This is a genomic window from Streptomyces griseofuscus, assembly GCF_014673495.1.
In the GTDB taxonomy this organism is placed as follows: Bacteria; Actinomycetota; Actinomycetes; order Streptomycetales; family Streptomycetaceae; genus Streptomyces; species Streptomyces murinus.
The window spans coordinates 8,598,017-8,624,924 of record NZ_CP051006.1; the positions used below are offsets into that span (position 1 = coordinate 8,598,017).

The following is a 26,908-nucleotide window of genomic DNA, read 5'->3' on the forward strand; positions in this document are numbered from 1 at the left end:
CGTGCGTACACGTGTGACAGGGCCATCCGGTTGCATAACCAGTATTATGCCCGCCCGCCCTGGTTCTCGCCGAGGAAGCACGGGCTTGAACCACCGGGATGAGCTGATGAGGAGAGCGTGGACGACAACCACGAGGCATCAGCGGGGAATCACCTGTTGATCACGCTGAGCGAGACCGAGGGCATCACCGTGGTGACCGTCCACGGCGAGGTCGACCGCGACAGCGCCCCCCAGCTGCTTCAGGCCCTGACCACCAGGGACGCTTCCGCACGCCGCACAGTCCTCAACCTAAGCGGCATCACCTTCATGGACTCCAGCGGTGTCAACGTCCTCATCATCGCCCACCGTGCGGCGCACAGCGCCGGCGGCTGGCTTCGACTCGCTTCCCCCGGTCCCTCCCTCTCGCGGCTCATCCAACTCGTCGGCCTCGACGAGGTCATCGCCTGCCACCCCACCATCCACAGCGCCCTGCGGTCTTGAGCGGTCAGCCCCTGACTGACGTGCGACGCATTTACGATGCTGCGAGAGGTTTCCCGGCGGCACACCAGCAGTCAAGCGTTCGGGTCGGCGAAGCGGTGTGATCATCGCCTGGGTTGCGACTCGTGTCTCGCAGCAGCGCCTCCCGTGCGGCTTGTGTGGGGGCTGCGCTGGTAATCGGCGTGCCGCCTGTGCAACGCTCCAGGAGCCACCGCCTTGGCCTGGTGGGAGGTCCCGCCCCGATTGGAAAGCGGTACCAAGGGTGAGCAGCGTGAGGAGCGAGGCATGGTGGGACCGCGGAGGACACAGATGGGGGAAGCACAGTCTGTGACAGTGCCCTCCGCTCACCTCATACCGGTGCTGGAGGCCATCGGGGCGGCGGCCTATGTCGTGGACGAGCAGGGCCGTATCATCGCCGCCAACCGTCGTGCCGAAGGCGTGCTGGGCCGTTCTGCGGACGAGCTTGTGGGGCGTGACGCTCACGATCTGCTGCACCGCGGGCCGCAGGGCCAGCAGCTGGCCCCCTCTCAGTGCGGCATGCGGCAGGTGTCCCACGCCGCAAGCCCGGCCGGGGGCGGCCGCGAGCACTTCGAAAAGGCCGACGGCTCTCTGCTGCCCGTCTTCTGGACGATCGCGCCGTACGACATCAGCGCTGGGCGCGCCGGCACACTCGTCATCTTCCACACCTCCGGACAGGCCTCTGGCCCCGGAGCAGGGCCGGAGCAGGCCGCCGGAACGCTGACCGCCTTCGAGCGACTCGCCCTGCTGGCGGAGACCACTACTCAGCTGACGTCCACATTCGACACCGAGGAGGCGCTGCGCCGGCTGGTCAGTCTGGTCCTGCCGCGCCTGGCGGACTGGGCTGTCATCGACTTGATCACCGAACGCGACGAGGTGTGGCGTGCGGCCGTGGTTCAAGCTGACGGCGATGCCCTGGTCCACCACGACGGTCTTGAAGGGCCGATGCCGCCAATCCCTGAGGAATCCCCGATGCCGCTGTCCCAGGCCTTGCGGGGCGTCGCTTCCGCTCTGGCCGGCCCCGACACCTATCAGGGCTCCCCGGACTCCGGGATCACAGCAGAGCAGCACCGCCTGTTCGAAACCACCGGCATCCACTCCGCGGCCATCGCACCGCTGCGCAGCACGCGCGACGTGCTGGGAGCCCTCACGCTGGGCCGTGCCAGCCAGCCCGGCGCCTTCACCGGTGCCGACCTGGCCCTGCTGGACGACATCGCGCGCCGCGCCGGCCTGGCCCTGGACAACGCCCGTCTCTACCAGCGCCAGCGCAAGGTCGCCGAGACCATGCAGAATCACCTGCTGCCGCAGATGCCGAGTGTGCCGGGCCTGCAGATGACCGTCCGCTACCTGCCCGCCCCCGACGCCTCACAGGTCGGCGGCGACTGGTACGACGCCTTCACCCTGCCCGACGGCGCCACCGCCCTCGCTGTAGGAGACGTCGTCGGCCACGACCTGGAAGCCGCCGCCGGCATGGCCCAGCTGCGCAACATGCTCCGCGCCTACGCCTGGTCCCAGGAGGAGCCCCCCAGCCGGATCGTCGAACGCCTCGACGATGCCATCATGCCCATCACCGACGTCACCATGGCCACCCTCGTCCTCGCCCGGGTGACCCAGAACAGTGACGGCCACTGGGAGCTGTCCTGGACCAATGCCGGTCACCCCCCGCCCCTACTCATCACTCACGACGGCCTGGCCCACTACCTCACCGACGGCCACGGCCTCCTGCTCGGCACCGGGATCCGCAGGCCCCGCCCCGACGCCACCGTCCGCCTTCCCCCGGGCTGCACCCTCGTGCTGTACACCGACGGCCTTGTCGAAAAGCCCGGTCACACCCTCGACGAGGGCCTGAACCGCCTGCGCCAGCACGCCGCCGCCCTCGCCCACCGCCCTCTGCCGTCCTTCACCGACCAGCTCCTGCACCGTGTCCAACCACCGGGCCTGGACGACGTCGCCCTCCTCGCCCTCCGCACACCCGCCCAAGAACGGGGTCATCACCGCCGTCCTACGCCCATCTGAGTCGTCCCGGACCGATCGCCAGGAGGCCCGATCGGGCCGAGGGCGGTGGTTTCTGGTTCTCCCGTTTCTCTTGCCGCCCGACGGGCGTTCTTCCTCGGTGACGTGTGCGGCAAAGGCCCCGAGGCGGCGACCGTCACCGCCCTGGCCCGCCACACCCTGCGCGCCACGGCCCAGAACGACCGCCTGGACTGGAAAACGGGAGCGTCCGGCCCCGGCATGCACGCCGGGAGCATCGCACCGCAGGCGTGCCCCCCCGCATGCGGCTCGCATGACGGAACGCACCACATACTCAAGGGCCACCGACAGGCGACTGCTATCTCGGCGGTGAGACCCAGGAGCCTCCGTCCGATCGCGTCGCGGCCTATGTCACCGCGCTTCTCAGGGTGCACTCGGCTCCGTCATGTCCGCCGCTCACCAGTCGAATTATGTCGCGTACAGGCGCGGGCGCACAGTGTCGATTTTTATCGTTACTGCGTTGATTGAGGTGAGGCTCACAGGATGGAGTGAGTCCCCAAGGTCAAGCACGTGCCACGCATCGCCCGGATCGGCGCCGTCGAGTCGGCACTCAGGCCGTCAGCCGGGTTTGGACGGATAGGGTCCGATCCTCCGCACGGGAGGTGACGCGAAGTGACTCTTTGGAGTGACGAAGACCTGAGTGCGAGGTCGTAGTGTCGGACGGATGAGAATGAGGGACGGCAGGTGGCCCGGGTGGGGTGCCGATGCCGGGCTGGTCGTACTGACGTTTGTGCCGGCGCTGCTGTCGCAGCCGTACGTGGACACCTCCGGGCCGGCCTGGGTATCGCTCATGGCGTACGAGGCGGTGGGCGTGTTGGTTGTGCTGCTGCGGCGGCGGCTGCCGGCCACCGCCTTCGTCGTGGGTTTCGGGGCTCTTCTGGCGGCGCTGGTGGGGAGTGCGGGCGAGGGGGCCAAGCTGTCGCCGCTGGTCTTCCTGCCGCCGGCGGTGCTGCTCTACAACCTGGGCCACCACAGCGTGAGCTGGCGGCGGACCGTGTCGGCGGTCCTCGGCGTCAGCATGCTGAGCGTGGCCGGTCTGTGGCTGAACCGGATGACGACCGACTCCGGCGACTTCCAGGGCGGCCTGGACGTCCTCGCCGCGCTGGCCCCGATGCCGCTGGCCTGGGTGATGGGGTTCGCCGCGCGCACCCGGCAGGAACTGCTGGCCGCGGCCGAGCGGCGGGCAGTCGACGCGCGCCGGGCACAGGCCCTGGAGGCGGCACAGGCCACGCAACGCGAGCGGACAAGGATTGCGGGTGAGATGCACGACGTGGTCGCGCACTCGCTGACCCTGCTCGTCGTGCATGCGGAGACGCTGCGGGCCCGCGGCGGCGAGTTGCCCGACTGGGCCCGTGCCCAGGTCGACGGCCTTGCGGCGGCGGGCCGCCAGAGCAGCGGCGAGCTCCGTGACTTGCTGCGGATGCTCCGCGACCCCGCGGACGCCGTCCCGCTCCAGCCCGTGCCGGACCTCGGTGAGCTGGACGCGTTGCTGGACAGCCACCGTGCCGCGGGCGGAACGGCCGAGCTGACGACGGACGTCGCGCCGCACTCCGTGCCGAGGCCGGTCCAGCTGGCGGTATACCGCGTGGTGCAGGAGGCACTGGTCAACGCTCGCCGGCACGCGCCCGGAGCGCCCGTCCAGGTGACCGTCCGCGGAAAACATGGCGGAGAGCTGCGGTGTGAGATCGTGAACGGCCGCGGCGTGCGGCAGGCCGCGGCCGGCGCGGGCATCGGGCTCGGCCTGGTCAGCATGGAGGAGCGGGTGGGCGCGCTGGACGGCGAACTCACCGCGGGCCCCACCGGTGACGGCGGCTTCCGTGTTGCGGCGACGATGCCGTGGGAGCGTGCGGATGCCTGAGCAGATCAGCGTGCTCGTCGTGGACGACGAGCCGGTCATCCGCAGCGGGCTGAGCGTGATCCTGGACAGCCAGGCGGACATCACCGTGGCGGGCACCGCGAACGACGGTGAGGAAGCCGTCGAGGCGTGTGCGCGATTGCGGCCGGACGTGCTGGTGATGGATATCCGGATGCCGCGCCGCGACGGCCTGTGGGCGCTGGGCGAGCTGGGCCGCCGGGGCCTGCTCGGGCCGGGGCGCAGCCGGGCGCTCATGCTGACCACGTTCGACCTGGACGCCTACGTCGACGATGCGCTGATGGCCGGGGCCTCCGGCTTCCTGCTGAAGAACAGTTCGTACGAAGAGCTGGCTGCGGCCGTGCGTGCCGCGGCGGCGGGGCACAGTGCGCTGAGCCCCGCGGTGACCCAGCGGATCATCCAGGGCCATCTCAATGGGCGGCGCCAGCCCAGAGACCATGACCTGGCCCGGCTGAGGGACCTCACCCAGCGGGAGGTCGACGTGCTGCGTCTGGTCCGGGACGGGCTGAGCAACGCCGAGATCGCCGACCGGCTCGTGGTGAGCCTGCACACGGTCAAGACGCACGTCAGCCGCGTGCTCACGAAAACCGGCTGCCAGAGTCGGGCACAGGCGGCGGTGCTGGCCAGGAACACCCTTTCCTGACCCGTCCTCGGTCGGAGGGCGGGCCGGCGGGGCGCCGTGCCCCGCGGGGTCACTCCTTGGAGTGACCCCGCGCCGGGGGGAAGCCCACTATCGAGCGATGTACCAGCGGCGCGCCACTGACTGAATGGATGGTGTGCGCGGGACCCGCCGAACGGCCGCTCATCAGGCGATCTTCGGTCCCTCGACGCACGCAGCACATCGTCACGCGCCGAAGGGAACTGCCATGTCCGCACCCACACTGTCCCGCCGCCACCGAATCCGCTGCGGAGCGCTGACCATCGCCTTGACGACCTGTCTGGGTGCGGCGCTCGCGAACTGCTCGGACGAGGCCAAACCGGCGGCCGGCCAAAGCACGGCGAGCCCGGCGGCCGGCGCGCGGCTGGCCCGCGTCGCGCAGCAGGCGGCAGACACCGGCTCCCTGGGCGTCATCGTCCGGGTCGACTCCGGCGACGGGAAGCCCGTCGAGATCGCCAAGCAAGCCGCCTGGACCAAGGACGACCACAGCCTCGCCGCCGGCGACCAGTTCCGAGTCGGGTCCAACACCAAGACGCTCACCGCGACCCTCGTCCTGCAACAGGTCGCCCAGAAGAGGATCGGCCTCGACGACACGGTCGAGAAGTGGCTGCCCGGCCTGGTCAAGGGCGGTGAGCACATCACCATACGGATGCTGCTCAACCACACCAGCGGCCTGGGAGATTTCCTGCTGACGCCCCAGTTCCTGCCCTCGCTCACCGGTCAGGAGCAGCGCACGTGGAGGCCGGAGGAACTTCTGGCCAGCACTCCCGAGCAGGACCCGCCGACCGAACCGGGCGAGAAATACTCTTACAGCAACGCCAACTACGAGGCTCTCGGGCTGATTTTGGAGAAGGCCACCGGAAGCAGCCTGGCAGAGCTGATCGAGCAGAAGATCACCAAGCCGCTCGGCATGAAGGACTCGTTCCTGGCCACGGACGCGGCCTGGCCCGCCGGGAAACGCCACGCGACCGGCTACGAGCCGGACGCCAAGCGCCTGAAGGCCCTCCTCTCCGGGACCGTGGACCTGCCCGAGGGCGTCGGATTCGCCGGCCCCGAACGCCCCGGAGACAACATCGACACCGCCGCCATCGACCCGAGCTGGTCGTGGGCGGCAGGCGGTATGGTCTCCACCGCGCAGGACTGGCAGCGCTTCCTCACCGCGCTCATGTCCGGCCGGTTGCTGCCCGAGGCCCAGATGAAGCAGATGCGCACCACCGTGGACGCCCCCGAGGAGGGCGGAGGTTACGGTCTGGGTCTGATGAAGGTGGACACGCCCTGCGGCACGGTCTGGGGTCACACCGGCGGCCTGCCCGGCTACTCCAGTGAGATGTACACCGACGCCACCGGCACCCGTAGTGTCGCGGTCTTCACCATCACGAACTTCGGCATCAAGGAGAAGAAGGCCGCCACCGCGAACAAGGCCCTCGTAGACGCCGCGACCTGCCAAATGCTCGGCAAGCCCCAGCCCTCGGCCAGCCCGACCGGTTGACGGCTGCGGACATGAGCCGCCTTCGCCTTTGCCGACCGCCTCGCTGCCAACCTGTACATGACGGCTGCCTTCACGTGCGTTCTGCACGAGAGGCCGGACGACCCGCATGCCGCGCCGCCTCCTGAGGCATCGCCACCCAAAGACCGGCACTGGCGGAACAGGGGGGTTCGTTCACGTCGAGCGGATCCTGGTGGAGGAAGCCGCCAAGGGCTCTGAGCCGGACGCCCTCACTCGGCGGCCACCGTCGCCTGCCACGCGCCCGGGCGCATACCTGTCGTCTTGCGGAAGACCATCGAGAGGCTGGATGTGTCGGGGAAACCGAGTACGTCGGCGCAGCGGGCGGCGGTGAGGCGGTCGTGTGCGAGGAGCCGTTTGGCCTCCAGGACGATCCGTTCGACGATGTACGCCTTCGCGGTGCGGCCGGTGGCCTGCTGTGCCGCTCGTGAGAGGGTGCGGGGCGCGTATCCCAGCGCACGGGCGTAGTAGCCGGCCTCGTGATGCTGCCGGAAGTGCGCTTCGACGCTGGAGCGGAACAACCGGAACGCCTGAGGGTGAGCCGTGCTTCGGCGTGCGGCGGGTGCAGCCGGGTGATGAGCGCGGAGAGCAGGATTTCGGGCAGCTCTGTCCGGGAGTCACTGGGCGGGGCGGATGCTTCGAGGAGGAGATGGCTGCGCGCCGCGTCGACGAAGGGCCAGTCGGCGTCGGGGATGCTCCAGTGCGCGGCCGGGTCAGGGGAGGCGGCCAGTTCTCGGGTCGCGTGGGTGACCGGCGCTGTCGGCACGAACAACACGAGATGCCCTGCCACATCGGCGATTTCATCCCACCGGTGCACCGCGCCGGGCGGAATCCACACCGCGGACCGGTCTTCGAGCGGGTGGCGTGGAAATCGACGGCGACCGGGCCGGGCCCGGCGTCGATGACGGCAAGGACATGGAAGTCGGCGCGCTGCGTGCCGCCGTCGTTCAGCTCGCGAAGGCGGCCGAACGTCATCGTCTCGACCGAGGCGGCGGGGCGTCCCGCGGGCTGGCAGGTCCGCGCCCATTGCCCGGCGGGGGGTGCCCGGAACGGGCGACCAGGAGCTCGCCGACCTCATTCGGCCGGACCCGATTCCCGCACAGGCGTGCGTTCTGGCGGTCGCGTCGTGCCCCGAAGTGACGGATGTCCTCATCGCCGCCTTCAGCGCGCGCCGCCCGACATGAAGCGCGCCGGCCGCACCTCGTGCGACGAGTACCGCTTCGCCTCCTCCCACGAGGGCGACACTCATCTCCCCGCCAAGCAGCGGGAGATCACCTGGGTCGACGTCAGCGAGAACAAGTCCCAGGGCGGACGCATCACCGCCTGGCGCGGCAAGACGCACTTCATGGCAGGCGATCCCTTCTACGTGATCGCCTGACCGCGCTTGGAGTCACCGCCTGACGAGGTGCCCCGCCCCCGAAGTACCCGGGAGCGGGGCACTCTCGCTCCGGTGGAAGAACAGCGCGATCTGCTGGAGCACGCGGTGGTTGTCCAGCTTGTCGGTCCTCGGGAGGATGTCGCGCAGATCCTGCGGGTCACGGGGTCGGCGTGGGTCGGGGCGCCGTGTGGCAGAGGCCGTCGAGGAGCAGGTCGAGGAGGCGGCCGGCGCGTTCGCGGTGGCCGGGAGCGCTGGTCACCAGCGCGAGGCCGGAAAGGCTGAAGCCGACGTCGAGGGGGTCGATGTCGGAGCGCAGGAGGCCGGCATCGGCACCCGCGTGCAGCAGGGTACTGATGGCGGTGCCGAGCCTGTCGAGGGTCTCTGCGAAGGGGTCGGCACCGGTGGCGACCGCGGCCCGCAGGGCGTCCGCCATGCCGTGCTTGGCGGCCAGGTAGTCGATGAACCTGTCCATCCACAGCCGTAGCGCCCGGTCCGGCGGGTGGCCGGCCAGCAGGTCGGCGGCGCTGTCGCAGACCCGGGCCAGCTCGTTGCGGTAGGCCGCCTCGACCAGTGCCTCACGAGTCGGGAAGTGGCGGTAGAGCGTGGCCGAGCCGACGCCCGCCGCCTTGGCGATCGTGTCGATCGCGACGTCCGCGCCCTTCTCGGAGAAGGAGCGGACTGCTGCTTCGAGGATGCGCTCCCGGTTGCGCCGGGCATCGGCGCGCAGCACGTTCGGCTGGGCGGTCACGTGTGCTCCCTTCGTTCGGGACCAGTCTAACTGGACAACCGGGGAGTTCCCCGCTTACCGTTCGAGGTGAACCGGGGAACTCCCCGGTTACGGGCGCGGCCCGTCACGCTCCCCAGCTGAGGAAGACCCGTATGACCTCCCCGAAGACCGTCCTGATTACCGGCACATCCTCCGGTATCGGCCTGGCCGCCGCCGTCGGCGCGGCCCGGGCCGGCTGGACGACCATCGCGACCATGCGCGACACCAGGAAGGCCGACGCCCTGCGCAAGGCCGCTGCCGAGGCGGACGTGGCCGACCGCATCCAGGTCAAGCGCCTGGACGTGACCGACCCGGAGAGCATCGCCGCCTGCCTGCACGAGGTCGTGGCCGAGTACGGCGGTCTGGACGCTCTGATCAACAACGCCGGAGCCGCCCAGGTCGGCACCATCGAACAGAGCAGCCTGGACCCCGCGCGGAGAACAGGCGCGCCGTCACGGCGCCGGTGCCGGAGCTGGCGCCGGCGATGACGATCAGGGGCTTGGCCATGGGGGAGTCCTTCCGGAAAGACATGTCGGATCCGTACTCCTGAAGAGCACCGCTCTGGCCCCCGCCGGTGCCGGTACGGGGGCCCGGGGCCCGCCGGGGCCTTACAGGCCCCCCTCCGCAGTTGCCCGGAGCTCCGCATGCCGTCCTAGCCCGGGGAAACGAGTACATCAGCGGAGCGCGGAACCAATTTGGAGCCGCGCGACCTCCTTCGCTCCCGCCGGGCGCGGATCCGACCCGACGAGGCCGGGCTGCCCGCGCATGACGGCCGGCGCCGGGTACCAGGACTGCTGAACCCCTCCACCGCCGTGCTCCACCGTGGCCCGAGACCTGAGGCCCGCCCCGCCGAGCGCCTTCCACCTGTTCGACTCGGCCAGACCCAGACCCAGACCCAGACCCAGACCGCGGCCCGCACCGACCCCGCGGGTACGTCCCGGACTGCTGCGTGTCCTGGACCCCACCGCCCACGGCATCCTCGCCGCCTGGGAGGCGGCCGCCCGCAGCACCACGGCCGCTCTGAGTCTCTACGCCGGCCGCCACCCGTACGATGCGCGCCTGGCCGAACTGATCGGCGAACTGTGCGTGCGGGACGAGGGCTTCCGCCAGTGGTGGGCCGACCGCGATGTACTCGAACACACCCACGGCACCAAGCTCTACCGCCACTTGCTCGTCGGCGAGCTCACCTTCGAATACGAGACCCTCACCGTCCCCGACGACGCCGGCCAAGCCCTCTGTCTCTACACCGCACAACCCGACAGCCCCTCCGATCACGCCCTGTGCCTCCTCGCCGGGGGGTCGGCCCCCGCTCACCCGGCCGAGGACCGCGCATGTTCGTCCAGCCCGCCCAGCCCCTGAACCGCCCTCCCCGCGCCCGGTCCCGAAGGGGCACACCCTGGCCGCACCCCCGACGGCGACTGCCGTGAAGGCCGTATGAGCAGCCCCTGCCGGGGTACGCGTGGTGCATCGTCCGTTGACCTGAGGAGATGTCAAATGTCTGCGTCGCTGGTGGAAACTGTTGATCTCCAGGCTCCTGTTTCCGTCGCCTGGGCGCTGTGGAGCGATGTGACCCGGTGGCCGAAGTTCCTGAGTCATGTGGCCAGGGTGGACAAGCTGGACGGGCAGCGCTTCGCATGGAAGCTGGAACTGCCCGGAGCTGACAAGGCATTCGTCGCGGAGCTCACCGAGGTGATCCCCGAAGACCGCATCGCCTGGCGCACCGTCGAAGGTGTCGATCACGCCGGAGTGGTCACCTTCCACCGCCTGAGCGACACGACGAGTCGTGTCACCCTGCAGATCGAGTACGACCCGAAGGGATTCGTCGAGCATCTCGGCGCCCTGACCAATCTCGATTCGACGCTCGCCAACTACGATCTCGGCGAATTCCAGAAGCTTGCTGAGGCAACCGCCTCCTCCTGACCCAGCCGGGCGCGTCCGGCCGCCGCACGAACGGGACATCACCGACGCGGCGGCCGGAGGCTCGAACGCAGCCGTGCGGACGGCCTCGTACCGACATCCCGGCCCGCCGCGCACACCACGACTGCCCCGTGGAGACACATCTCCAGACCGGCAGGGGTAGGGCCAACGCATGAGGGCCGTGCCCACCCCGATCGGCCACCACACACGCCACCCCCGGTCGGATTATCCCGGCTTGGGGTGCCACGACGGTGAAGGGGCGGGACGCTGCTCAGTGCCTCGTTTCGTATCTCGTCAGGACCACGCCGTCGGGGAAGGCCCGCGTCTCCACCAGGTTCAGGTTCACCCAGCTGTCCAGCGCGGTGAAGAACGGCGTGCCGGCGCCCACCAGCACCGGATGGACGGCGATCACGTATTCGTCGATCAGCCCGGCGCGCATGGCCGCCCCTGCGAGGGTTGCGCCGCCGATGTTCATCGGGCCGCCGTCCTCGGCCTTGAGCCGGATGATCTCGGCGATCGCGTCGCCGGTGACCAGGCGGGTGTTCCAGTCGGCCTTCTTGATCGTCGAGGAGAACACCACCTTCGGAGTGTCCCGCCAGTTGCGGGCGAACTCGATCTCGGCAGGAGTGGCGTTGGGGTCCTGGTCGCCGGTCGGCCAGTAGGAGCTCATCGCTTCCCAAAGCTTGCGCCCGTACAGGGACAGGCCACTCGCCTGTTCGTGGTCGAGCCACCACTGGAAGAGCTCGTGGCTCGGCGGTCCGCTCCAGCCGATGTCGTCGTCGGCCGCGGCGATGTAGCCGTCCAGCGTCAGGTTCATGCCGTAGACCAGTTTCCGCACGGCCCAGCCTCCCGTCTCGTGGGTGTCCGGCGTACAGACCAGAGTGAGTCGGGAAACTCATCGATGCGCGATCCGGGCTCGCCGACAGTCTTCGTGCCCGGGACCCAGCGTGGTGCACTCGACCGCCACGGGCAGGCGTCCGATCTCGACCTTGTCCTCGCGAAGAGTTGCCATGGATGTGTGAAACTGCCGGGCACGTCCAGGGCCTTGGCGTTCGACGCGGAATCCCGGCGCCCTGAACGTAGTCCCCCGACGCATCCGCCGCACGGCACGGAGCGGCGCTGGAGCGCGCCGAAGCTGGGCGCGGCCACCGGCGTCGGCCCTGCTGGACGCTGCCGACCGGCTCGCTGAACGCGCCACCACCGAGTCCTGGACACATCAGGAGTCTGGCCGCCTGCCTGCAGCGCGAGGTCGCCGCCCGAGAGGCGCATGGCGGAGAGGGTCGCATCCGCGTGGCCCGTTTCCCCGCCCGCAAGACCTTGGAGGAGTTCGACTTCGCTCACCTGCGCGGGCTGAAACGGGAGGCGGTGGCCCATTTGAGCACCCTGGATTTCATCACCGGCAAGGAGAACGTGGTCTTCCTCGGCCCGCCCGGCACCGGCAAGACACACCTGGCCATCGCCCTGGGGATCTCCGCCTGCCAGGCCGGACACCGCGTCGCGTTCGCCACCGCCTGCCAGTGGGTCGACCGTCTCGTCCATCACGCCGATGTGCTCTCCTTGAAGGGAGACTCCTACCGACTCAAAGACCGCGACATCGGCCGGCACACCAAGCGCGGCAACCGGATAAAACAACTACTCACACGGGGTCAAAACTCACCGACCCCAAGGGGGTCCAGGTTCAGAGACCGCCGACAGGGAAGTACGGGTAGGCCGCTGCCTTGCCGCTCGCCGCGTCCCAGCCGACCAGATCTACCGCTTCTCACACAGCCCCTCGGTCGCGCGGGCAGGCGGAGCGAGTGCTGGAGGCAGAGGCGCGGTGATGGAGAGGCCGGGCACAGCGCCAGGATTTTCTCGCAGACGGCCTCTGACTCTTGCCGTCCGGCCTGTGGCCCGGTGCAGATGCTCCAGCACGGTTACGTGGTTGTTCAGCCGGTCCCGGTGGCGTCATCCCGGCCACTCCGGCATGCCGTGCGTGAGCCACCAGAGATCACGTAAACCGCGAGAAGTAGCAGTAGTGAGTAAAAGGCCACGCAGGCAAGGATCGCCATCACTGCGCCCAGGCCAACTCGTTCCTCCTCGCATTCCCTGGTGCGGAAGCGGATGGAACGCTTGTGCACTGCACTGCTGCGCTTGCCGGTCAGGCGATGCCAGCCTCGCATAACGCCATGGTCCGCCACGTTGGTGGGAGATGCATCGTGCGGAGGGGGCTGCGTCAGCCCGAGTGTCTGCGGACGGTGGGCGTGAGTTCCCGTGCGGCCAGGGCCCTCAACATCGCGTTGCGACCGCGGTCCGGTACCGTCCACAGCGTCTGACCCCGTACCTCCCATAGTTCCAGCAGGGCGTTGGCCGCGAGAAAGCCGGTGGTGGCTGCTCGTTCCATGAGTGCGACGGGCAGGTCGGTGCGGACCAGGTCGCCGGCCATGACCAGCCGCGGGTGCGCAGTGCGGACGGTGGGTCGGTCGCGGTAGCCGCCCACCGGGAAGAGGGGACAGTCCGCATTCCATTCGTGGCGGGCGTCCAGGACCGTGGCTGTGCTGGTCTCCGGATACACCTGGTGGAGTTGGCCGAGCAGGCGCTTGTGTTCGACCTCCCGGACGGCTCCAGGTGGCATGGCGTAGGCGTGCAGTTCGACGACAGAACCCCCGGTGCGCGCTCTCCAGCGGGCCGCCTCGTCCTCATAGCGTTCCAGCACGCTGATGTTGTCGAGGGTGCCGAAGCCACTGGTACCGAGGAAGCCGGGCCGATCGGGTGCGACCGGGCGGTCCAACCACAGGCGGCTGACCAGGAACGGCGGAGCGGTGCGCAGCCGCCCGATCCGCTCCCGCCAGGGCGCGTCGCCCAGCTGCCCGCAGTTCTCGACCAGCGAGCGCAGCCCCGCGCTGTCCAGAGCGAGGACGACGCCGTCGTAGGGGCGCTCCTCCCGTTCGGAAGCCACAACGAAACCGCCGTCCGGGGTGGGCGCGATGTGCTCGACGGCCACGCCGAGGTGCACCTCCGTGCGGTGACGGGTGAGGTAGCCGGCGAGCGGATCCCACAAGGCGGCCGCGAAAGGGGCGCTGGGTACGTCGAAGAGCAGCCCTTCGGCGGAGCCAAGGAAGTAGATGTGGAACATCAATGCCATCTCGGCCGCGGACAAGTGCCGCGGGTCGGCGAAGAAGCTGCGGGAGAACACTTCGAAGGCCAGGTGCCGGGCGCTGTCGGGGAAACACACGGCGTCCAGGAAGTCGTGCGCGCTGATGCCGTCCAGTCGGTCGTACACCTGCGGCACCCGCACGTCGAGCAGCGGGAGGGCCGCCAGAGGGTTCATGGCACGCAGGTCGGCGAGCCGGAAGGAGGAGCTGAGTGCGACGAAGCCGAGCGCGCTGAGCGGCGGGGTACGCGGGACGTACCGGAAACTGTCGTGCAGGCCGTCGGCGTGGAGCAGCGGGTAGTCGGGGAGACCGGTGAGCCGCTGAAGGCCGGGGTCGGTGCGGCGCAGGAGTCCGCGCAGGTTGTAGTACTGGCGGAAGAAGGCGTGGAAGCCGCGGCTCATGGTGACCGTGGTGCCGTCGCGCAGTTCGCTCGGCCATCCGCCGACTCGGCCGCCAAGGTACGGCCGCTTCTCGTACAGGGTGACGGACACGCCGCGCTCGGCGAGCACGGTGGCGGCGGCCAGGCCGGCGATGCCGGCGCCGACCACCGCCACCGATGGTGGGGTGCCCTGCACCCGGGGGGTTCCGGACGGGGCGGGCAGCACGAGTGCCCGCCGGTCGCGCCCCCGGCGCGCGGCGCCCTGTCGCGGCGACCTCATGCGTTTCGCCCGTGGTCGTGCGCTCGGCAGGCGAGGAAGGTGTGAGTGATGCCCGTCTGCCAGCCTGGCAGAGGCAGGGAGCGGACCTTGTCGAAGCCGGCCGCGTCGAGCCGCCGCGCGAAACAGGAAGCGGTGTCGAAATCCAGCACGCTGCGCCACAGGTGCCGGTACAGCGGGCCGTCCCCCAGCAGGGTCGCGACAGGCTGTACGAGACCTCTGCATACCAGCGTCCACACCGCGCGGTCGGTGTGGCGTCCGCTCAGGGTGTACTCGTGCACGGCGAGACGGCCGCCCGGCCGCAGCAGCTCGCGCACGGTGGCGAGGACAGCGTCGGGATCGGTGACGTTGCGGAAGAGGTAGGCGGCGAGCACCGCGTCGAAGGGGCCACGCACCCCCGCTTGGTGCAGCTGCTCGGCGGGGGAGTGGACGAAGGTCACCCCGTCCGCCCACGGCTTGGCCGCGGCTCGCTGGAGCATGCCGGCCGAGGCGTCCGCGGCTGTGATGCGGGCGGCGGGCAGGACGGAGCGCAACGCGGCGGTGGAGGCGCCGGTGCCGCAGCCGAGGTCGAGCAGGCGTAGTCCTTGGCCGGGTACGGGCAGGCCGAGTCGGCGCACCGAGCGGCGCAGGTGGGCGTGGTAACCGGGGTTGGCGGCCACAAGCGTGTCGTACGTGCGGGAGGCGTGATCGAAAGCGGCGGCGAGGTGGTCGTCGCGCAGCTGCGTCATGGGGTCTCCGTCGGGGGGAGGTGCGGGGCGGATGCGTCCGGCGCGGGCAGCGGCGCAGTTGCGGGAGGCGCCAGCGGGCGTGAGGGCGTGGCCAGGTAGGAGGGGCGGCGGGGAAGACCGCGCAGCTCCAGGGCGGAGCGCAACATTGGCCGGACCGGCGTATGCAGGCCGATCGACACGTCCTCGTGCAGACGGGTGTCTCCGTCGAGGAAGCGCAGCAGCCGTTCCATCGGCACGTGGGTGAACAGGCGGCTGAACAGTTCCGGGCCGTTGGCCCGGCCGCTCTCCAAGGCGCGCAACAGGACGGCGTCCATGGCACGCGCGCGCATCCGGTGGGCGGGGGGCGGCACCGGGCGGCGTCCGCGACGCAGGGCGTCGGCGATGGCTCTGGTCTGGCGCTGAAGTCCGGCAAAGGTGTAGCCGGTAGCGGGGCGGGTCGCTCCGCCGGCGGCACCGATGCGGAAGACGGAGGCTCCGGTCTGCCGGGGGAAGAGCCCGTCGGTCATCGGGATGAGGCCGGTCTCAGTGGCCAGCACTTGCCGTTCGCCGAGCCGCAGCACCTCGTCGGCGTAATGCCGTACGGCTGCCTCGTGACGCTCCGGAGCGAGGGCAACAGGGGAGAACTCGGTGTACTCCACGAGCGCCTCACACGGTCCGGTCGGCAGTACGTAGCCGAAGGACAGGCCGTGGGCGGGCTGAGGGGTGCGGAAGTCCATCAGCTCCACGACGGCGGGGTCGAAAACCGGGCGGGCGGTGCGCACGAACCAGCCGTGGAAGCACTGAAGCATGGTCGTTCGGGCGGCGGGAAGCTCGCCGAGGGGGCGGGAGTCGAACACCCAGCGGGCGCTGAGCACCCGCGCCCGGCCGCGGGAGTCTCTGAGATGGACGTGGGCGCCGCCGGGCACGTCCTCCACCGCTTCGACGACCGCTTCCAGGCGCCGCACGTTGGAGGTGCGGGCCAGGTTCCTGGCGACCAGGCGTTCGAAGTCGTCGGAGCGGATCATGCGGTACTGCAGCGGGGTGATGTCTCCCTCGATAGGGGCGCCGGTGCGCGGGCGAACCCTGAGCCGCTGCCACTCGTCCCGTACCGCTGCGTCGAACCGTCCAGGACCTGCCGTCCAGTAACACCAGGTCCTCGGTGGTGGCCGCAGCGGGCCGGGCGGCGCGTCCAGAAGGACCGCGGAGGGTGTGCGTAGGCCGGCAACGCTCCCGGCGAGCCGGTGGGCCAGCGACAGCCCCGAAGCGCCCGCACCCACGATCGCCACGTCCGTATCCGGCACTGCGTCTGCCTCCGATCCGATCCAACACGTACGCGGCCGCCGGCGGAGGGGCCTACGGCGTGGACTCCGAGCCGGGGGCGCCGTTGCCTGCTTCCAGACGCTCTTGCCTGATATACCGCAGTTTGTACCCCTACGGATGCAAACGCATCCCTGGCGGCGAGCAACCGAGCGCCCCAGGCGGCACGGTGGAGGAGCGGCCGCCCTCGGTCCCGGTCACGTGGGGCGATGGCACATCTGTCCGCACGGCCCGAGCCGGAACAGACGGGTGACGGGAACGACGGAATCGGACAAGACGGAGGAACCGGGATGCGTCTCACCTACGCGAAGGACCGCTCTGCGACGGGGCCGCCGCCGGTCGCGACGGCGCCCGTGGCGTCACTTCCGCCCAGGCCGACGGGCGGTGACTGGGACGAAGACGACATGACCGAGGCGTGGCGGGCGGGGCCATTGCCCGGCGACCCTGCCGGAGTCCGGGCGGTCGACTCGGACGTGCCCGGCGCTGTCGGCCGGGTGCTCGACCATGCGCTGGCAGAGCGCCTGCGTCGCGCCCGACTGGCGGACCCCCGGTTCGCCGAAGAACTGGCCGAACCGGTGACGCGCTTCACCCTGGAGGGCGGCAAGCGCACGCGCGCCCAACTGGTGTGGTGGACCTTCCGGGCCTGCGCGGGCCGCGACCCGATGCCCGCGGGAGCAGCCCTGCGCATCGGAGCCGCTCTGGAACTGCTCCAGACCTGCGCGCTGATCCAGGACGACGTGATGGACCGGGCGGCGCTGCGCCGCGGGCGGCCCACACTGCACACGGATCTGTCCGGCAGGTTTGCCGGCCGGCGAGGGCACGAGCGTGCCGCGTGGTTCGGGCAGTCGGCGGCGATCCTCGCGGGTGACCTGGCACTGGCATGGGCCGACGATCTAGTGGCGGAAACCCCGCTGCCACCATGGCCAGGGACAGTGGTACGGCGACTATGGGGCGACCTGCGCACGGAGATGGTCGCAGGCCAGTATCTGGACGTTCAGGGCCAGATGAAGGCGGCGCGGTCCCTGCCTGGCGCGCTGCGCACCGCCCACCTCAAGAGCGCTTTGTACTCCGTAGAGCGGCCGCTCGCCCTGGGGGCGACCGTGGCGGGCGCGGACGATGCGACGCTTCGCCTGCTGTGTGACGCCGGACGCTGTGTCGGCATGGCGTTCCAGCTGCGCGACGACCTCGACGACGTCTTCGGCGACCCGCAGGAGACCGGCAAGATGTGCGGCGGCGACATCCGGGAGGACAAGCACACCTACCTGGCCGCGGTCGCCCGCGCACGCGCCGAGGGCGCCGGCGACGCCGCCGCGCTGGCCGTGCTCGATCGGTGGCTCGGTGACGCGGCCCTCACCGAGCACGCTCTGGACGAGGTGCGCGCCGTGCTGGTCGCCACGGGTGCACGCGCCACCGTGCAGGCCAGGCTCGACCGACTCGCCGCGCAGGGCCTGCGGCACTTCGAGGACGCCGTGCTCGACGCCCAGGCCGCAGCACCGCTGCGCCGTCTGCTGCTCGCCACGGCCGGGGCGCAGCCGGGCACGGATGCCGCCGTACCTCTGCGGCCCGGGGACAGCGAGTACAAAACTCCTGCCTGCGACGGCGCGGGGGACAACCAGTGACCCGCACCCTGCCCGGCCCCACCGATCACGTGGTAGTCGTCGGCGCCGGCCTCGCCGGGCTGTCGGCAGCGCTGCACCTGCTGGGTGCCGGACGCCAGGTCACCGTCGTCGAGCGTGAAAAGCTGCCCGGCGGCCGAGCCGGACGCCTCGACCTCGCCGGATACCGCATCGACACCGGCCCGACCGTACTGACCATGCCCGATCTGGCCGACGAGGCGTTCGCCGCCGTCGGCCAGAATCTGAATGATCGGGTCGAGCTGATCCCCCTGCACCCGGCCTACCGGGCCTGCTTCGCCGACGGCAGCAGCCTTGACGTGCACACCGGCGCGGACGCGATGGCCGCCGAAGTGGAACGGTTCGCCGGGGCCGCCGAGGCAGCGGGCTATCGTCGTCTGCGCGAGTGGCTTCAGCGGCTGTACCGGGTTCAGATGCGCCGGTTCATCGACGCCAACTTCGACTCACCGCTCGGCCTGCTCACCCCCGACCTCGCCCGGCTGGCCGCCCTCGGCGGGTTCGGCCGCCTGGACCCGCAGATCAGCCGTTTCCTGAGGGACGAACGGCTGCGCCGCGTGTTCTCCTTCCAGGCCCTGTACGCGGGTGTGCCCCCGGCGCGGGCGCTGGCCGCCTACGCGGTTATCAGCTACATGGACACCGTCGCGGGCGTGTACTTCCCGCGGGGCGGTATGCACGCCCTTCCTCGTGCGATGGCGGACGCGGCCGCCGCAGCCGGCGCCGAGCTTCAGTTCGGACAACGGGTGACTCATCTGGAGCGCTCGGGCGAGCGGATCACCGCGGTCGTCACCGACAGCGCCCGCATCCCGTGCGACGCGGTCGTCCTCACTCCGGATCTGCCCGTCGCCTACCGCCTGCTCGGGCGGCGTCCGCGCAGACCTCTGCGCCTACGTCACTCCCCCTCCGCAGTCGTGCTGCACGCCGGCACGGACCGGACCTGGCCGCAGCTCGCGCATCACACGATCCTCTTCGGCACGGCGTGGCACTCCACGTTCAACGAACTCACCCGCGCCGGACGACTGATGAGCGACCCCTCGCTGCTCGTCACACGCCCCACCGCCACCGATGCCCGCCTCGCGCCGCCGGGCCACCACCTGCACTACATCCTCGCGCCCTGTCCCAACACCGACATCGGCCCGGACGCGGCTGCCTGGTCCGAGCTAGGCCCGCGCTACCGGGACACGCTGCTGGGCGAGCTGGAGCAGCGCGGGCTGGCCGGCCTGGGAGCCGCCATCGAGCAGGAGTGCCTGGTCACCCCAGCCGACTGGCACGCGCAAGGGCATGCTGCGGGAACCCCGTTCTCGGCCGCTCACACCTTCACGCAGACCGGGCCCTTCCGGGCGCGCAACCTGGTGCGGGGCACCCAGAACGCGATCCTGGCCGGATGCGGCACCACACCCGGCGTCGGCGTGCCGACCGTGCTGCTCTCGGGGAAGCTGGCCGCGGCCCGGATCACGGGCGTACCCAGACGCGGCGGCAGCCGCCGGAGTCACTCCGCAACCGCCACTGTCGCCGACCGGACCGGCGTCCCGGACGCCACGAGCTGCCCTGTCCCGCCCGTGTTCGAAGCCGTCGAGCGTAAGCCGCCGACCGTCCCGCGCGTGTACGAGGCACCTCGCACCTTGGCCGCCACCGTGCAGGAGCCGTCGGTCTCCCGGCCGGATCCCGAGGCTGCCGCCAGGCAGACCGAAGTGCCAGAGAACCCCACGGCCGTCCCGACCGAAGGCAGGGCAGAATGACCGAGCGAGAGCTGGACGCAGCGAAGATCACCGATCCGCAGCTGCGCGCCGCCTACCGGCACTGCCGCGCCCTGAACGCACGACACGGCAGGACCTACTTCCTGGCCACGCGGCTGCTGCCCGTGGAGCGCCGATCCGCCGTGCACGCCCTCTACGGCTTCGCCCGCTGGGCTGACGACATCGTCGACTCTCTCCACTCCGGCGCCGGGGCGGATGCGCGAGCGCGAGCGCTGACCCGGCTCCAGACGGAACTGGAGGAAGGACTGCGACAGGGCAGCAGCCGCGAGCCGGTGGTGCACGCACTCGCCGACACCGCCCGGCGCTACGCCATCGACCCCGCCCACTTCCAAGACTTCATGGCCGCGATGCGCTCCGACCTTGTCGTGACCTCCTACCCCACCTACGCCGACCTGCGCGCCTACATGCACGGGTCGGCCGCAGTGATCGGGCTCGAGATGCTCCCCGTACTGGGCACGGTCGGGCCGTGCAAAGAGGCCGCGCCCTACGCCGCGTCGCTCGGCGTCGCCTTCCAACTCACCAACTTCCTACGCGACGTCGGCGAGGACCTCGACCGCGGGCGCATCTACCTGCCCACCGACCTGCTCGCCGCTCACGGCGTCGACCGGGCGCTTCTCAGATGGAGCCGCGCGACGCGCCGAACGGACCGCCGGATCACCGCCGCGCTCAGAGAGTTCGAGACATTGACCCGCAACGTGTACCGGGCCGCGATGCCCGGTGTCGAACTGCTCGACCCGGTGTCCCGCCCCTGCATCCGCACCGCATCCGTCCTGTACGGCGGCATCCTGGACGCCATTGCCCGCGAGGGCTACACCGTGCTGTACCGGCGCGGGGTAGTACAGCGGCGGCGCAGAGCGGTGGTCGCCGCCGACGGGCTGGTCCGGATGACGGCCGCCCGCTTCCGCGCGCGACCCAGACCCGGACACGGCCCGCACCACCGTGCCCTACCCGCAACCGCGCTCCCGCCGACGGCACCCGATCACCGCGCTGGGGAGGTCGCGTGAACCGCCGCCTACCGCTGTCCCTGCGCCGCCACGCCGTGCCCTGGCAGGATCAGCGGCCCACCTGGCCCGAGGCGCGGCCCGGGCTGATCGCCGGCGCGCTGAAGCGAGCCCAGAGCCGCGCGTCGGGGAACTGGTACGTCGTCGGCGCCTCCAGCACCCTGCGCGGAGACGGCAAGCTGGGGCGGGCCGTGGCGGGGCAGGAGGTCGTGGTGTGGCGAGGGCCTGACGGGCGCCTCGTCGGCGGACCAGGAACCTGCCCGCACATGGGGGCACCGCTGCGCGACAGCCCGGTGCGGTGTGGCGCGCTGGTGTGCCACTGGCACGGGCTCGCCCTGGACGGCCGCTCGCACGCAGGCTGGTCGCCGCTGCCGGTACACGACGACGGAGTGCTCGTCTGGACACGACTGGACGCGGTAGGCGGCGAGGAGCCGCTGGACGCACCGGTCCTACCGCGGCGACCCGATCCCAGGCGTGCAGTGACAGCCGTCCACACCTGCGTGGGTGTCTGTGAGCCCGAGGACATCATGGCCAACCGGCTCGATCCGTGGCACGGGGCATGGTTCCACCCCTACTCTTTCGTCGACCTGACGGTGGTGAACGTACCCGGCTGTTCAGACGACGGCCCGGACGCCCTCACTGTCGACGTGTCCTTCAAGGTGGCGGGCCCGCTGGTCGTGCCGGTACGCGCCGTCTTCACCGCCCCCGAACCCCGCACTGTCGTCATGCACATCACCGAGGGTGAGGGCGCCGGCTCCACCGTGGAGACCCACGCCACACCACTTGGCGCGGACGACACGGGCCGACCTCGGACCGCCGTCATCGAGGCGGTGATCGCAGCCTCGAACCGCCCCGGATTCGGTGTCGCACGTTTGGCCGCACCTCTGTTGCGTCCCCTGGCGCGCGCCGCAGCCAGCCGACTGTGGCGGGACGACCTGGCCTACGCCGAGCGCCGCTGGCAACTACGGTCGACCGGCCGGTTTCCAGGCTGAGCGGCCGCGGCGCAAGCCCCCGGTCAACGAGTACTCCACATCGAGCAGCGGCGCACCGCGATCTGTGAAAGGCGAACCAAATGCGCATTCGACGTACCCTCGCCGCCGTCATCGCCACGGCAGCCCTCGCCGGGGTCGGCCTCGCAGGCGCCGCCACCGCCACAACCGCCACCGTCACCCCCGCCAGCCTCACCCCGGGTGAGTGCGAGCAGGGTGGCGGAACGGTCGATCGGTCGAACTTGTCCGCGGCCAAGCTCCCGACCTGCAAGGGCGGCAAGTTCAACGGGCAGGAAGTCGACTAAACCCCCTAGGCCAGGCCAGCTGAGGCGTGTGGGAGGCCGAGGGAAGTACGCGGTTCACAGGTGCGACCGGCGCGGTCGAGTCGCTCGTGGCGAGATAAGCGCGGGCTGCCTCGAGAGCGTGGGTGATGTCGCGTGTTCCGGTGGACACACAGAGCGTGTATGCGAGGTCGGCCAGGCGCGGGTCGGGAGCGCCGGTTCCAAGGTCCTCTTCCGCGAGGAGGGCCTCGTAGTGCGTGAAGAGTTCGTGCAGTCGGGCGGGCAGGGGCATCAGCATCAGAAAGTCTCCTCAGGCCAGGGAAGGGGCGTCACAGCGCGATGTGGCCGGCGGGCCGCGGTGGCGCCAGTGCCTCGTTGCGGACACGGGCGCAGCTGCGGCTGATCAGCCGGGACACGTGCATCTGGGAGATGCCGAGGCGTTCGGCGATGCGGCTCTGGGTCATGTCCTCGAAGAAGCGCATGTAGAGGATGGCCCGCTCCCGTTCGGGCAGTCGGCGCAGTCCCGCTTTGACGGCCTCTCGATCGATTACGACGTCGTACGAGGCGTCCGTCGCGCCCACGATCTCGGCGAGATTGTGGCCGTCGTCGTCGCCGGTGAGTTCGGCGTCCAGCGAGAGTGTGCTGAAGCTGTCGAGCGCCTCCAGGCCCGCGCGCACGTCGTCCTCGGAGAGCCCGGTGTGCGCGGCGATGTCCGCGCGGGTGGGTTCGGGAGTGCCGGGGACCTGGGTCAGTTCCCTGCGCGTCACCCGGACCCGGTTGCGCAGTTCCTGGACCCGGCGGGGGACGCGCAGAACCCACAAGCGGTCGCGGAAGTGCCGCTTGATCTCCCCGGTGATCGTAGGTACGGCGTAACTCTCGAACGCCCCGCGAGAGGGGTCGAAACGGTCGACCGCCTTCACCAGTCCGAGCGCGGCGACCTGGCGCAGGTCCTCGATGGACTCGCCGCGGTCGCGGAAGCGGGAGGCGATGCGGTGGGCCATGGGCAGCCACAGAGCGACCAGCTCGTCGCGCAGAACGGTGCGCTCCGGGCCGTCCCTCAGCTCCGCCAGCCGGGCGAATTGCTCCGCCGTGGGGGGCGTCGTCGTGGGCGCGTCGGCCGGGCCCGTCGACGGCGGCGTTCGCTGCGGAGGGGGCGGCGGAAGAGGGTGAGTTGTTGGTGAGCACGCGGAATCGCTCCTGAAACGTGTGTCCAGGGCACGACGGGAAGGGGGCGTTCGGTCGTACGGCCTGATCGGGGGAGTCAGGGTCAAACCGCGGGAGCAGACGCGGGCCGTGCCGGAAGGCGGGCCCAGGTGAAGTCTCTGCTCCCACTGGGCGCGCCTCCGGTCCGAAGCACGGATTCCGCTTGCCCCCGGCTCGAACGTGCAAACGTCGCGAGGTACCGATGATCCTGCTGGACGGCGCAGTCCGCACTCCGGGCGGCCCAGCTGATCTCCGCGCGGACGAAGGTCCGGCCCACGTGCAGCTGGCGTGCATCTCGCCGGTCATGGTCGACCGTCGGCTGGGGCAGCGGCGACAGGCTGAGCTGTACGAAGGGCGCCTGTGGTGGCCGCCCGGCGGCGCCGTCAGGGCAGGGGTGTGCCGCCCGTGGCATTGACGATCTCTCCGGTGATGTAGCTGGCCTGGGCAGAGGCGAGGAAGACGTATGCGGGTGCCATCTCGGCCGGCTGGGCGGGTCGGCCGAGCGGTGACTGTGCGCCGAATTCGGAGGTGTCCGGCATCGTCGAGGGGATCAGAGGGGTCCACACCGGGCCAGGGGCGACGGCGTTGACGCGGATGCCGCGCTCGGCGACCATCTGGGCCAGGCCGTGCGTGAAGGAGATGATCGCCGACTTCGTCATCGCGTAGTCCAGAAGGTGCGGACTGGGCTGGAAGCCCTGGACGGACGTGGTGTTGATGACCGACCCGCCGCGCGGCATGTGCGCCAGTGCCCTGCGGGTCAGCCAGAACATCCCGTAGAGGTTGGTCTTCATCACCCGGTCGAACTGCTCGGTGGTGATGGCCTCGATCCCGTCGGGCTGTGACATCTGGTACGCGGCGTTGTTCACGAGGATGTCGACACGCCCCAGCTCACTCACCGCCCGGTCGACGAGAGCGTTGCACTGGTCCTCGTCCCTGATGTCGCAGGCGACGGCCACGGCCTTGCGGCCCGCGTCCCGGATGAGCCGGGCGGTCTCCTCCGCTTCGTCCGCTTCCTCGGGCAGGTGGGTGAAGACGATGTCCGCGCCTTCCCTCGCGAAGGCCAGGCACACGGCCCGTCCGATCCCGGAGTCGCCGCCGGTGACCAGTGCCGCCCGGTCCAGCAGCACGTCATGGCCGCAGTAGGAATCCTCGCCGTGGTCCGGTCGGGGGTCCATCTCCTCGGTCGAGCCCGGGTGATCCTGTTCCTGGTCGGGAAGCGGCGAACGGGGGTGTCGGGTGACCGGGTCCGGCACGTCAGGGCTGACGGAGGCAGGCACGGTGTTCTCCTCTCGGGGTGAGTGGCGCAGAGGGGTCGGACGGGGTCTCAGCTCGCCGGGTATGGCGCGTCCTTGAGCCGGCGGGCGAAGTGGGCCGTGTTCGCCGCGAGCGTTCTGGTGGTGGCGGCGGTCTCTTCGGGGGTCTCTCCAAGTCCTGGTAGTCGCTGCCCTGCATGGCCGCGCCGACCCAGTAGGTGACCGCGTTCGGGGCGAGGGAGAATCCGATGTCGTTCAGCCCTTGGAAGAGATCGGAACTGACCTTGTGCGCGCCGTCCTCGTTACCTACGACGCACACGGCGGCGACCTTGCCGTACGTGAGCATGCGGCCCTCGTCGTCGCTCTCGCCCAGCTCCGCGTCAAGGCGTTCCAGGACACGCTGGGCGATGCTGGAGGGGTGCCCGAGCCAGATCGGAGTGGACAGGACGAGAATGTCGCTGCCCAGGACCTCGGCCCGGATCTGCGGCCACTCGTCACCGTCGCCCATGTCGGTCTTCACACCGGGCTTCACGTCGTGGTCCGCGATCCGGATGGTCCTGCCCGTCACACCGTGTTCCGCGAGAGCGGTCATGGTCTGCTCGGCCAGCAGCTGCGAACTCGACCGCTCCGGAGAGGGAGACAGCGTGCAGACAAGCGCTACGGCGCGCAACGGCGCGTGATCACTAGGACTCATGGTGAGCGGCTACCCGCCCCTGCAGCACCGATAGCGCCCGCAGGCTCGATTCACTCTCCGCAGCTCGGTCCTGGCTCCCTGCGTACGTGGGCTGCCGCGGTGTTTTTGGCCCGGGCGGACGCCTCTCAGCGCTCACTCCGCGGTGCGTCCGGTAGGGCAGTCAAGCAAGGTGATCGCGTTGACGCTTGCGGGTGTGTACACCCTTCAGAACGACACACGCTTGCCTGCTGATTGCCTTCCGTGAAGGGAATCAGCTCACCGAGGCCCGGGTGCTGGACGTCGGGCACTGGCTGCGGCTTGGGCGCCCGGCGGCCCGGAGGGATCTTGAGCTTGTTCCGCTTTGACGGACACCGTTGGTGTGTTGGTCAGGCCGCCAAGGCTGTCTCGTATTCTGCGGGGCTGCGGTAGCCGAGGCTGCTGTGAAGCCGGTGCAAGTTGTACCAGCTCTCGATCCACTCGAATATCGCGGTGTGGGCAGCGGCTCTGGATGGCCAGGGCCGGTTGTCGCCGAGTTCGTTCTTGAGGGTGGAGAAGAACGATTCGGCGAGGGCGTTGTCCCAGCACTGGCCAGTCCGTCCGACCGACAGACGGACGTTGAACTCCGTTGCGAGGGTGGCGAGTTCACGGCTGGTGTATTGGCAGCCCCGGTCGGAGTGGAAGATCACCGGACTGTGCGGGCGGCGGGTGTGGCAAGCAGTCCGCAGGGCGTCGGCGACGAGCTCGGTTCGCAGGTGGTCGGCGGTGGCCCAGCCGACAACGCGTCGGGAGGCGATGTCGATGACGGTCGCCAGGTAGAGCCAGCCCTCCTGGGTGGCGATGTAGGTGATGTCGCCGCACCAGCGGGTGTCGAGGCCTGCCGGGTCGGGCCGGAAGTCGCGAAGGACCAGGTCAGGGCGGGTGACCGCGTGCGGATCGGGGATCGTGGTGCGGTGTCGCTGTCGGCGGTGCCGGCCGGTGAGGCCGGCCTGCCGCATCAGCCGGGCGACGCGGCGGCGTCCGCAGCCGGCGCCTTCACGCTGGAGGGCGGCGTGGATGCGTGGTGCCCCGTAGGTGCCGCGGGACCGCTGGTGGACGGCGGTGATCTGCTCGGTCAGCTCGGCATCCCGCACCGCGCGGGGGGCGGGGGTGCCTGTGCGGCGGGCGTAGTAGGCGGTCCGGGAGACCTTGAGGAGTTCACACGTCCGTTTTACGTTGTGACCTGCAGTTTTCTCCGCCTCGATGAACGGGTCGACGTTCACCGGGTCTCCTTCGCGAAGAAAGCCGTCGCACGCTTGAGGATGTCGACGTCCTCCCGCAGCCGGCGGTTCTCCCGCCGCAGCGCGGCCAGTTCCTCACGCTCGCTGCTGGTCAGCCCATCGCGTTCGCCAGCGTCGATCTCGGCCTGCTTCACCCAGTCGCGGACCGCGGTCTCGGTCAGGTCGAAGTCCTTCGCGACCTGACCGACCGAGCGGTCCCCACGCCGGCACAGCTCGACGATCTCGGCCTTGAACTCCGGCGTGAACGAGCGGCGAGGACGCGGCTTCTTCTTCCCCATACTCTCCATGATGAACATCATCCTTCCGGGGCCGAAACCCCTGATCTCCGATGTCCGTCAAAGCGGATCAAGCCCAGTATGGCAGCACGGACAGGTCCAGGCCGCTGAGGTACGCCCACAGTCGGTCGTCGT

The 26,908-nt window shown here is 70.3% G+C and carries 23 protein-coding genes and 5 pseudogenes; 16 read left to right on the forward strand and 12 right to left on the reverse strand.

Annotated elements, in window-relative coordinates:
• The first annotated feature begins 117 nt into the window (after positions 1-117).
• The 6 genes and pseudogenes from HEP81_RS38595 (at position 118) to HEP81_RS38620 (ending at position 6,546) form a co-directional block, all read left to right on the forward strand.
• A complete protein-coding gene (locus HEP81_RS38595; protein ID WP_037662100.1) occupies positions 118-480 on the forward strand; it encodes an STAS domain-containing protein in 363 nt (120 codons plus the stop codon).
• A gap of 282 nt (positions 481-762) precedes the next feature.
• The gene (locus tag HEP81_RS38600; protein ID WP_078967672.1) at positions 763-2,511 is read left to right on the forward strand and encodes a SpoIIE family protein phosphatase; all 1,749 of its coding nucleotides are present in this window, start codon (positions 763-765) and stop codon (positions 2,509-2,511) included.
• Positions 2,512-2,589: 78 nt separating this feature from the next.
• Positions 2,590-2,691: pseudogene (locus tag HEP81_RS41965) on the forward strand (SpoIIE family protein phosphatase); the annotation flags it as partial.
• Between the two features lie 505 nt (positions 2,692-3,196).
• Positions 3,197-4,384 carry a sensor histidine kinase gene (locus HEP81_RS38610; RefSeq protein ID WP_037662102.1) on the forward strand — a complete coding sequence of 396 codons (1,188 nt, stop codon included), beginning with the start codon at positions 3,197-3,199 and terminating at the stop codon, positions 4,382-4,384.
• Positions 4,377-5,042 (forward strand): response regulator, encoded by a 666-nt coding sequence (locus HEP81_RS38615; protein WP_037662141.1) that lies wholly within the window; start codon positions 4,377-4,379, stop codon positions 5,040-5,042. Before HEP81_RS38610 ends, HEP81_RS38615 begins: the two co-directional genes overlap by 8 nt.
• Positions 5,043-5,265: 223 nt before the next feature.
• Complete coding sequence (locus HEP81_RS38620) at positions 5,266-6,546, forward strand: serine hydrolase domain-containing protein (RefSeq protein WP_190276080.1); 1,281 nt, start codon at positions 5,266-5,268, stop codon at positions 6,544-6,546.
• A 227-nt stretch (positions 6,547-6,773) separates the two neighbouring features.
• On the opposite strand, the pseudogene HEP81_RS38625 reads toward HEP81_RS38620, so the two are convergent.
• Positions 6,774-7,536: pseudogene (locus tag HEP81_RS38625) on the reverse strand (helix-turn-helix domain-containing protein).
• A gap of 205 nt (positions 7,537-7,741) precedes the next feature.
• Here HEP81_RS38625 and HEP81_RS38630 point away from each other — a divergent pair.
• Positions 7,742-7,939: a NucA/NucB deoxyribonuclease domain-containing protein gene (locus HEP81_RS38630; protein ID WP_037662103.1), complete on the forward strand. Its 198-nt coding sequence runs from the start codon at positions 7,742-7,744 to the stop codon at positions 7,937-7,939.
• A gap of 157 nt (positions 7,940-8,096) precedes the next feature.
• Here the strand turns inward: HEP81_RS38630 and HEP81_RS38635 are convergent, their stop codons facing one another.
• Positions 8,097-8,687 (reverse strand): TetR/AcrR family transcriptional regulator, encoded by a 591-nt coding sequence (locus tag HEP81_RS38635; RefSeq protein ID WP_037662104.1) that lies wholly within the window; start codon positions 8,685-8,687, stop codon positions 8,097-8,099.
• A 131-nt stretch (positions 8,688-8,818) separates the two neighbouring features.
• Between HEP81_RS38635 and HEP81_RS38640 the strand changes: the two are divergent.
• From HEP81_RS38640 to HEP81_RS38650, 3 genes and pseudogenes are all read left to right on the forward strand, one after another.
• Positions 8,819-9,145, forward strand: a pseudogene (locus HEP81_RS38640) (SDR family NAD(P)-dependent oxidoreductase); the annotation flags it as partial.
• Positions 9,146-9,527: 382 nt separating this feature from the next.
• Positions 9,528-10,064 carry an MmyB family transcriptional regulator gene (locus HEP81_RS38645; protein WP_051850575.1) on the forward strand — a complete coding sequence of 179 codons (537 nt, stop codon included), beginning with the start codon at positions 9,528-9,530 and terminating at the stop codon, positions 10,062-10,064.
• Positions 10,065-10,199: 135 nt separating this feature from the next.
• Positions 10,200-10,625: an SRPBCC family protein gene (locus tag HEP81_RS38650; protein ID WP_037662106.1), complete on the forward strand. Its 426-nt coding sequence runs from the start codon at positions 10,200-10,202 to the stop codon at positions 10,623-10,625.
• Between the two features lie 268 nt (positions 10,626-10,893).
• Here the strand turns inward: HEP81_RS38650 and HEP81_RS38655 are convergent, their stop codons facing one another.
• Entirely contained in the window at positions 10,894-11,460 is a 567-nt protein-coding gene (locus HEP81_RS38655; RefSeq protein WP_037662109.1) for a dihydrofolate reductase family protein, read from the reverse strand.
• Between the two features lie 398 nt (positions 11,461-11,858).
• Here HEP81_RS38655 and HEP81_RS42255 point away from each other — a divergent pair, with 398 nt between their 5' ends.
• On the forward strand, positions 11,859-12,617 hold the full coding sequence (locus HEP81_RS42255; protein ID WP_274599516.1) for an ATP-binding protein: 759 nt from the start codon (positions 11,859-11,861) through the stop codon (positions 12,615-12,617).
• A 217-nt stretch (positions 12,618-12,834) separates the two neighbouring features.
• On the opposite strand, the gene HEP81_RS38665 is transcribed toward HEP81_RS42255, so the two are convergent.
• Genes HEP81_RS38665 through HEP81_RS38675 form a run of 3 tightly spaced genes read right to left on the reverse strand, consistent with a single transcriptional unit; the run spans position 12,835 to position 16,417 of the window.
• Complete coding sequence (locus tag HEP81_RS38665) at positions 12,835-14,412, reverse strand: FAD-dependent oxidoreductase (protein ID WP_172637062.1); 1,578 nt, start codon at positions 14,410-14,412, stop codon at positions 12,835-12,837.
• Positions 14,409-15,137 carry a class I SAM-dependent methyltransferase gene (locus HEP81_RS38670; RefSeq protein ID WP_037662110.1) on the reverse strand — a complete coding sequence of 243 codons (729 nt, stop codon included), beginning with the start codon at positions 15,135-15,137 and terminating at the stop codon, positions 14,409-14,411. Before HEP81_RS38670 ends, HEP81_RS38665 begins: the two co-directional genes overlap by 4 nt.
• Positions 15,134-16,417: a lycopene cyclase family protein gene (locus HEP81_RS38675; RefSeq protein ID WP_078967673.1), complete on the reverse strand. Its 1,284-nt coding sequence runs from the start codon at positions 16,415-16,417 to the stop codon at positions 15,134-15,136. The genes HEP81_RS38670 and HEP81_RS38675 overlap by 4 nt, the downstream gene beginning before the upstream one ends.
• A 306-nt stretch (positions 16,418-16,723) precedes the next feature.
• Between HEP81_RS38675 and HEP81_RS38680 the strand changes: the two genes are divergently transcribed.
• The 5 genes from HEP81_RS38680 to HEP81_RS38700 all read left to right on the forward strand — a co-directional run bounded on the left by HEP81_RS38680 (position 16,724) and on the right by HEP81_RS38700 (position 22,116).
• Complete coding sequence (locus tag HEP81_RS38680; RefSeq protein ID WP_051850577.1) at positions 16,724-18,052, forward strand: polyprenyl synthetase family protein; 1,329 nt, start codon at positions 16,724-16,726, stop codon at positions 18,050-18,052.
• On the forward strand, positions 18,049-19,803 hold the full coding sequence (gene crtI / locus HEP81_RS38685) for a phytoene desaturase family protein (protein ID WP_037662112.1): 1,755 nt from the start codon (positions 18,049-18,051) through the stop codon (positions 19,801-19,803). Before HEP81_RS38680 ends, crtI begins: the two co-directional genes overlap by 4 nt.
• Positions 19,800-20,825 (forward strand): phytoene/squalene synthase family protein, encoded by a 1,026-nt coding sequence (locus HEP81_RS38690; RefSeq protein WP_037662114.1) that lies wholly within the window; start codon positions 19,800-19,802, stop codon positions 20,823-20,825. The genes crtI and HEP81_RS38690 overlap by 4 nt, the downstream gene beginning before the upstream one ends.
• Positions 20,822-21,814 carry a Rieske (2Fe-2S) protein gene (locus HEP81_RS38695; RefSeq protein WP_037662116.1) on the forward strand — a complete coding sequence of 331 codons (993 nt, stop codon included), beginning with the start codon at positions 20,822-20,824 and terminating at the stop codon, positions 21,812-21,814. Before HEP81_RS38690 ends, HEP81_RS38695 begins: the two co-directional genes overlap by 4 nt.
• Before the next feature lie 80 nt (positions 21,815-21,894).
• A complete protein-coding gene (locus HEP81_RS38700) occupies positions 21,895-22,116 on the forward strand; it encodes a hypothetical protein (protein ID WP_037662118.1) in 222 nt (73 codons plus the stop codon).
• On the opposite strand, the gene HEP81_RS38705 is transcribed toward HEP81_RS38700, so the two are convergent.
• The 6 genes and pseudogenes from HEP81_RS38705 to HEP81_RS38730 all read right to left on the reverse strand — a co-directional run bounded on the left by HEP81_RS38705 (position 22,094) and on the right by HEP81_RS38730 (position 26,785).
• Positions 22,094-22,390: a DUF5133 domain-containing protein gene (locus HEP81_RS38705; RefSeq protein ID WP_078967674.1), complete on the reverse strand. Its 297-nt coding sequence runs from the start codon at positions 22,388-22,390 to the stop codon at positions 22,094-22,096. The two genes, HEP81_RS38700 and HEP81_RS38705, sit on opposite strands and share 23 nt — an antisense overlap.
• Before the next feature lie 31 nt (positions 22,391-22,421).
• Positions 22,422-23,277: pseudogene (locus HEP81_RS38710) on the reverse strand (SigB/SigF/SigG family RNA polymerase sigma factor).
• A gap of 401 nt (positions 23,278-23,678) precedes the next feature.
• The gene (locus HEP81_RS38715) at positions 23,679-24,572 is read right to left on the reverse strand and encodes a glucose 1-dehydrogenase (RefSeq protein WP_037662120.1); all 894 of its coding nucleotides are present in this window, start codon (positions 24,570-24,572) and stop codon (positions 23,679-23,681) included.
• Between the two features lie 47 nt (positions 24,573-24,619).
• Positions 24,620-25,242, reverse strand: a pseudogene (locus HEP81_RS38720) (flavodoxin family protein).
• A 365-nt stretch (positions 25,243-25,607) separates the two neighbouring features.
• Positions 25,608-26,480, reverse strand: coding sequence for an IS3 family transposase (locus tag HEP81_RS38725; RefSeq protein ID WP_190275929.1), 873 nt, complete (start codon positions 26,478-26,480; stop codon positions 25,608-25,610).
• The gene (locus HEP81_RS38730) at positions 26,477-26,785 is read right to left on the reverse strand and encodes an IS3 family transposase (protein ID WP_037664786.1); all 309 of its coding nucleotides are present in this window, start codon (positions 26,783-26,785) and stop codon (positions 26,477-26,479) included. Before HEP81_RS38730 ends, HEP81_RS38725 begins: the two co-directional genes overlap by 4 nt.
• Positions 26,786-26,908 lie beyond the last annotated feature (123 nt).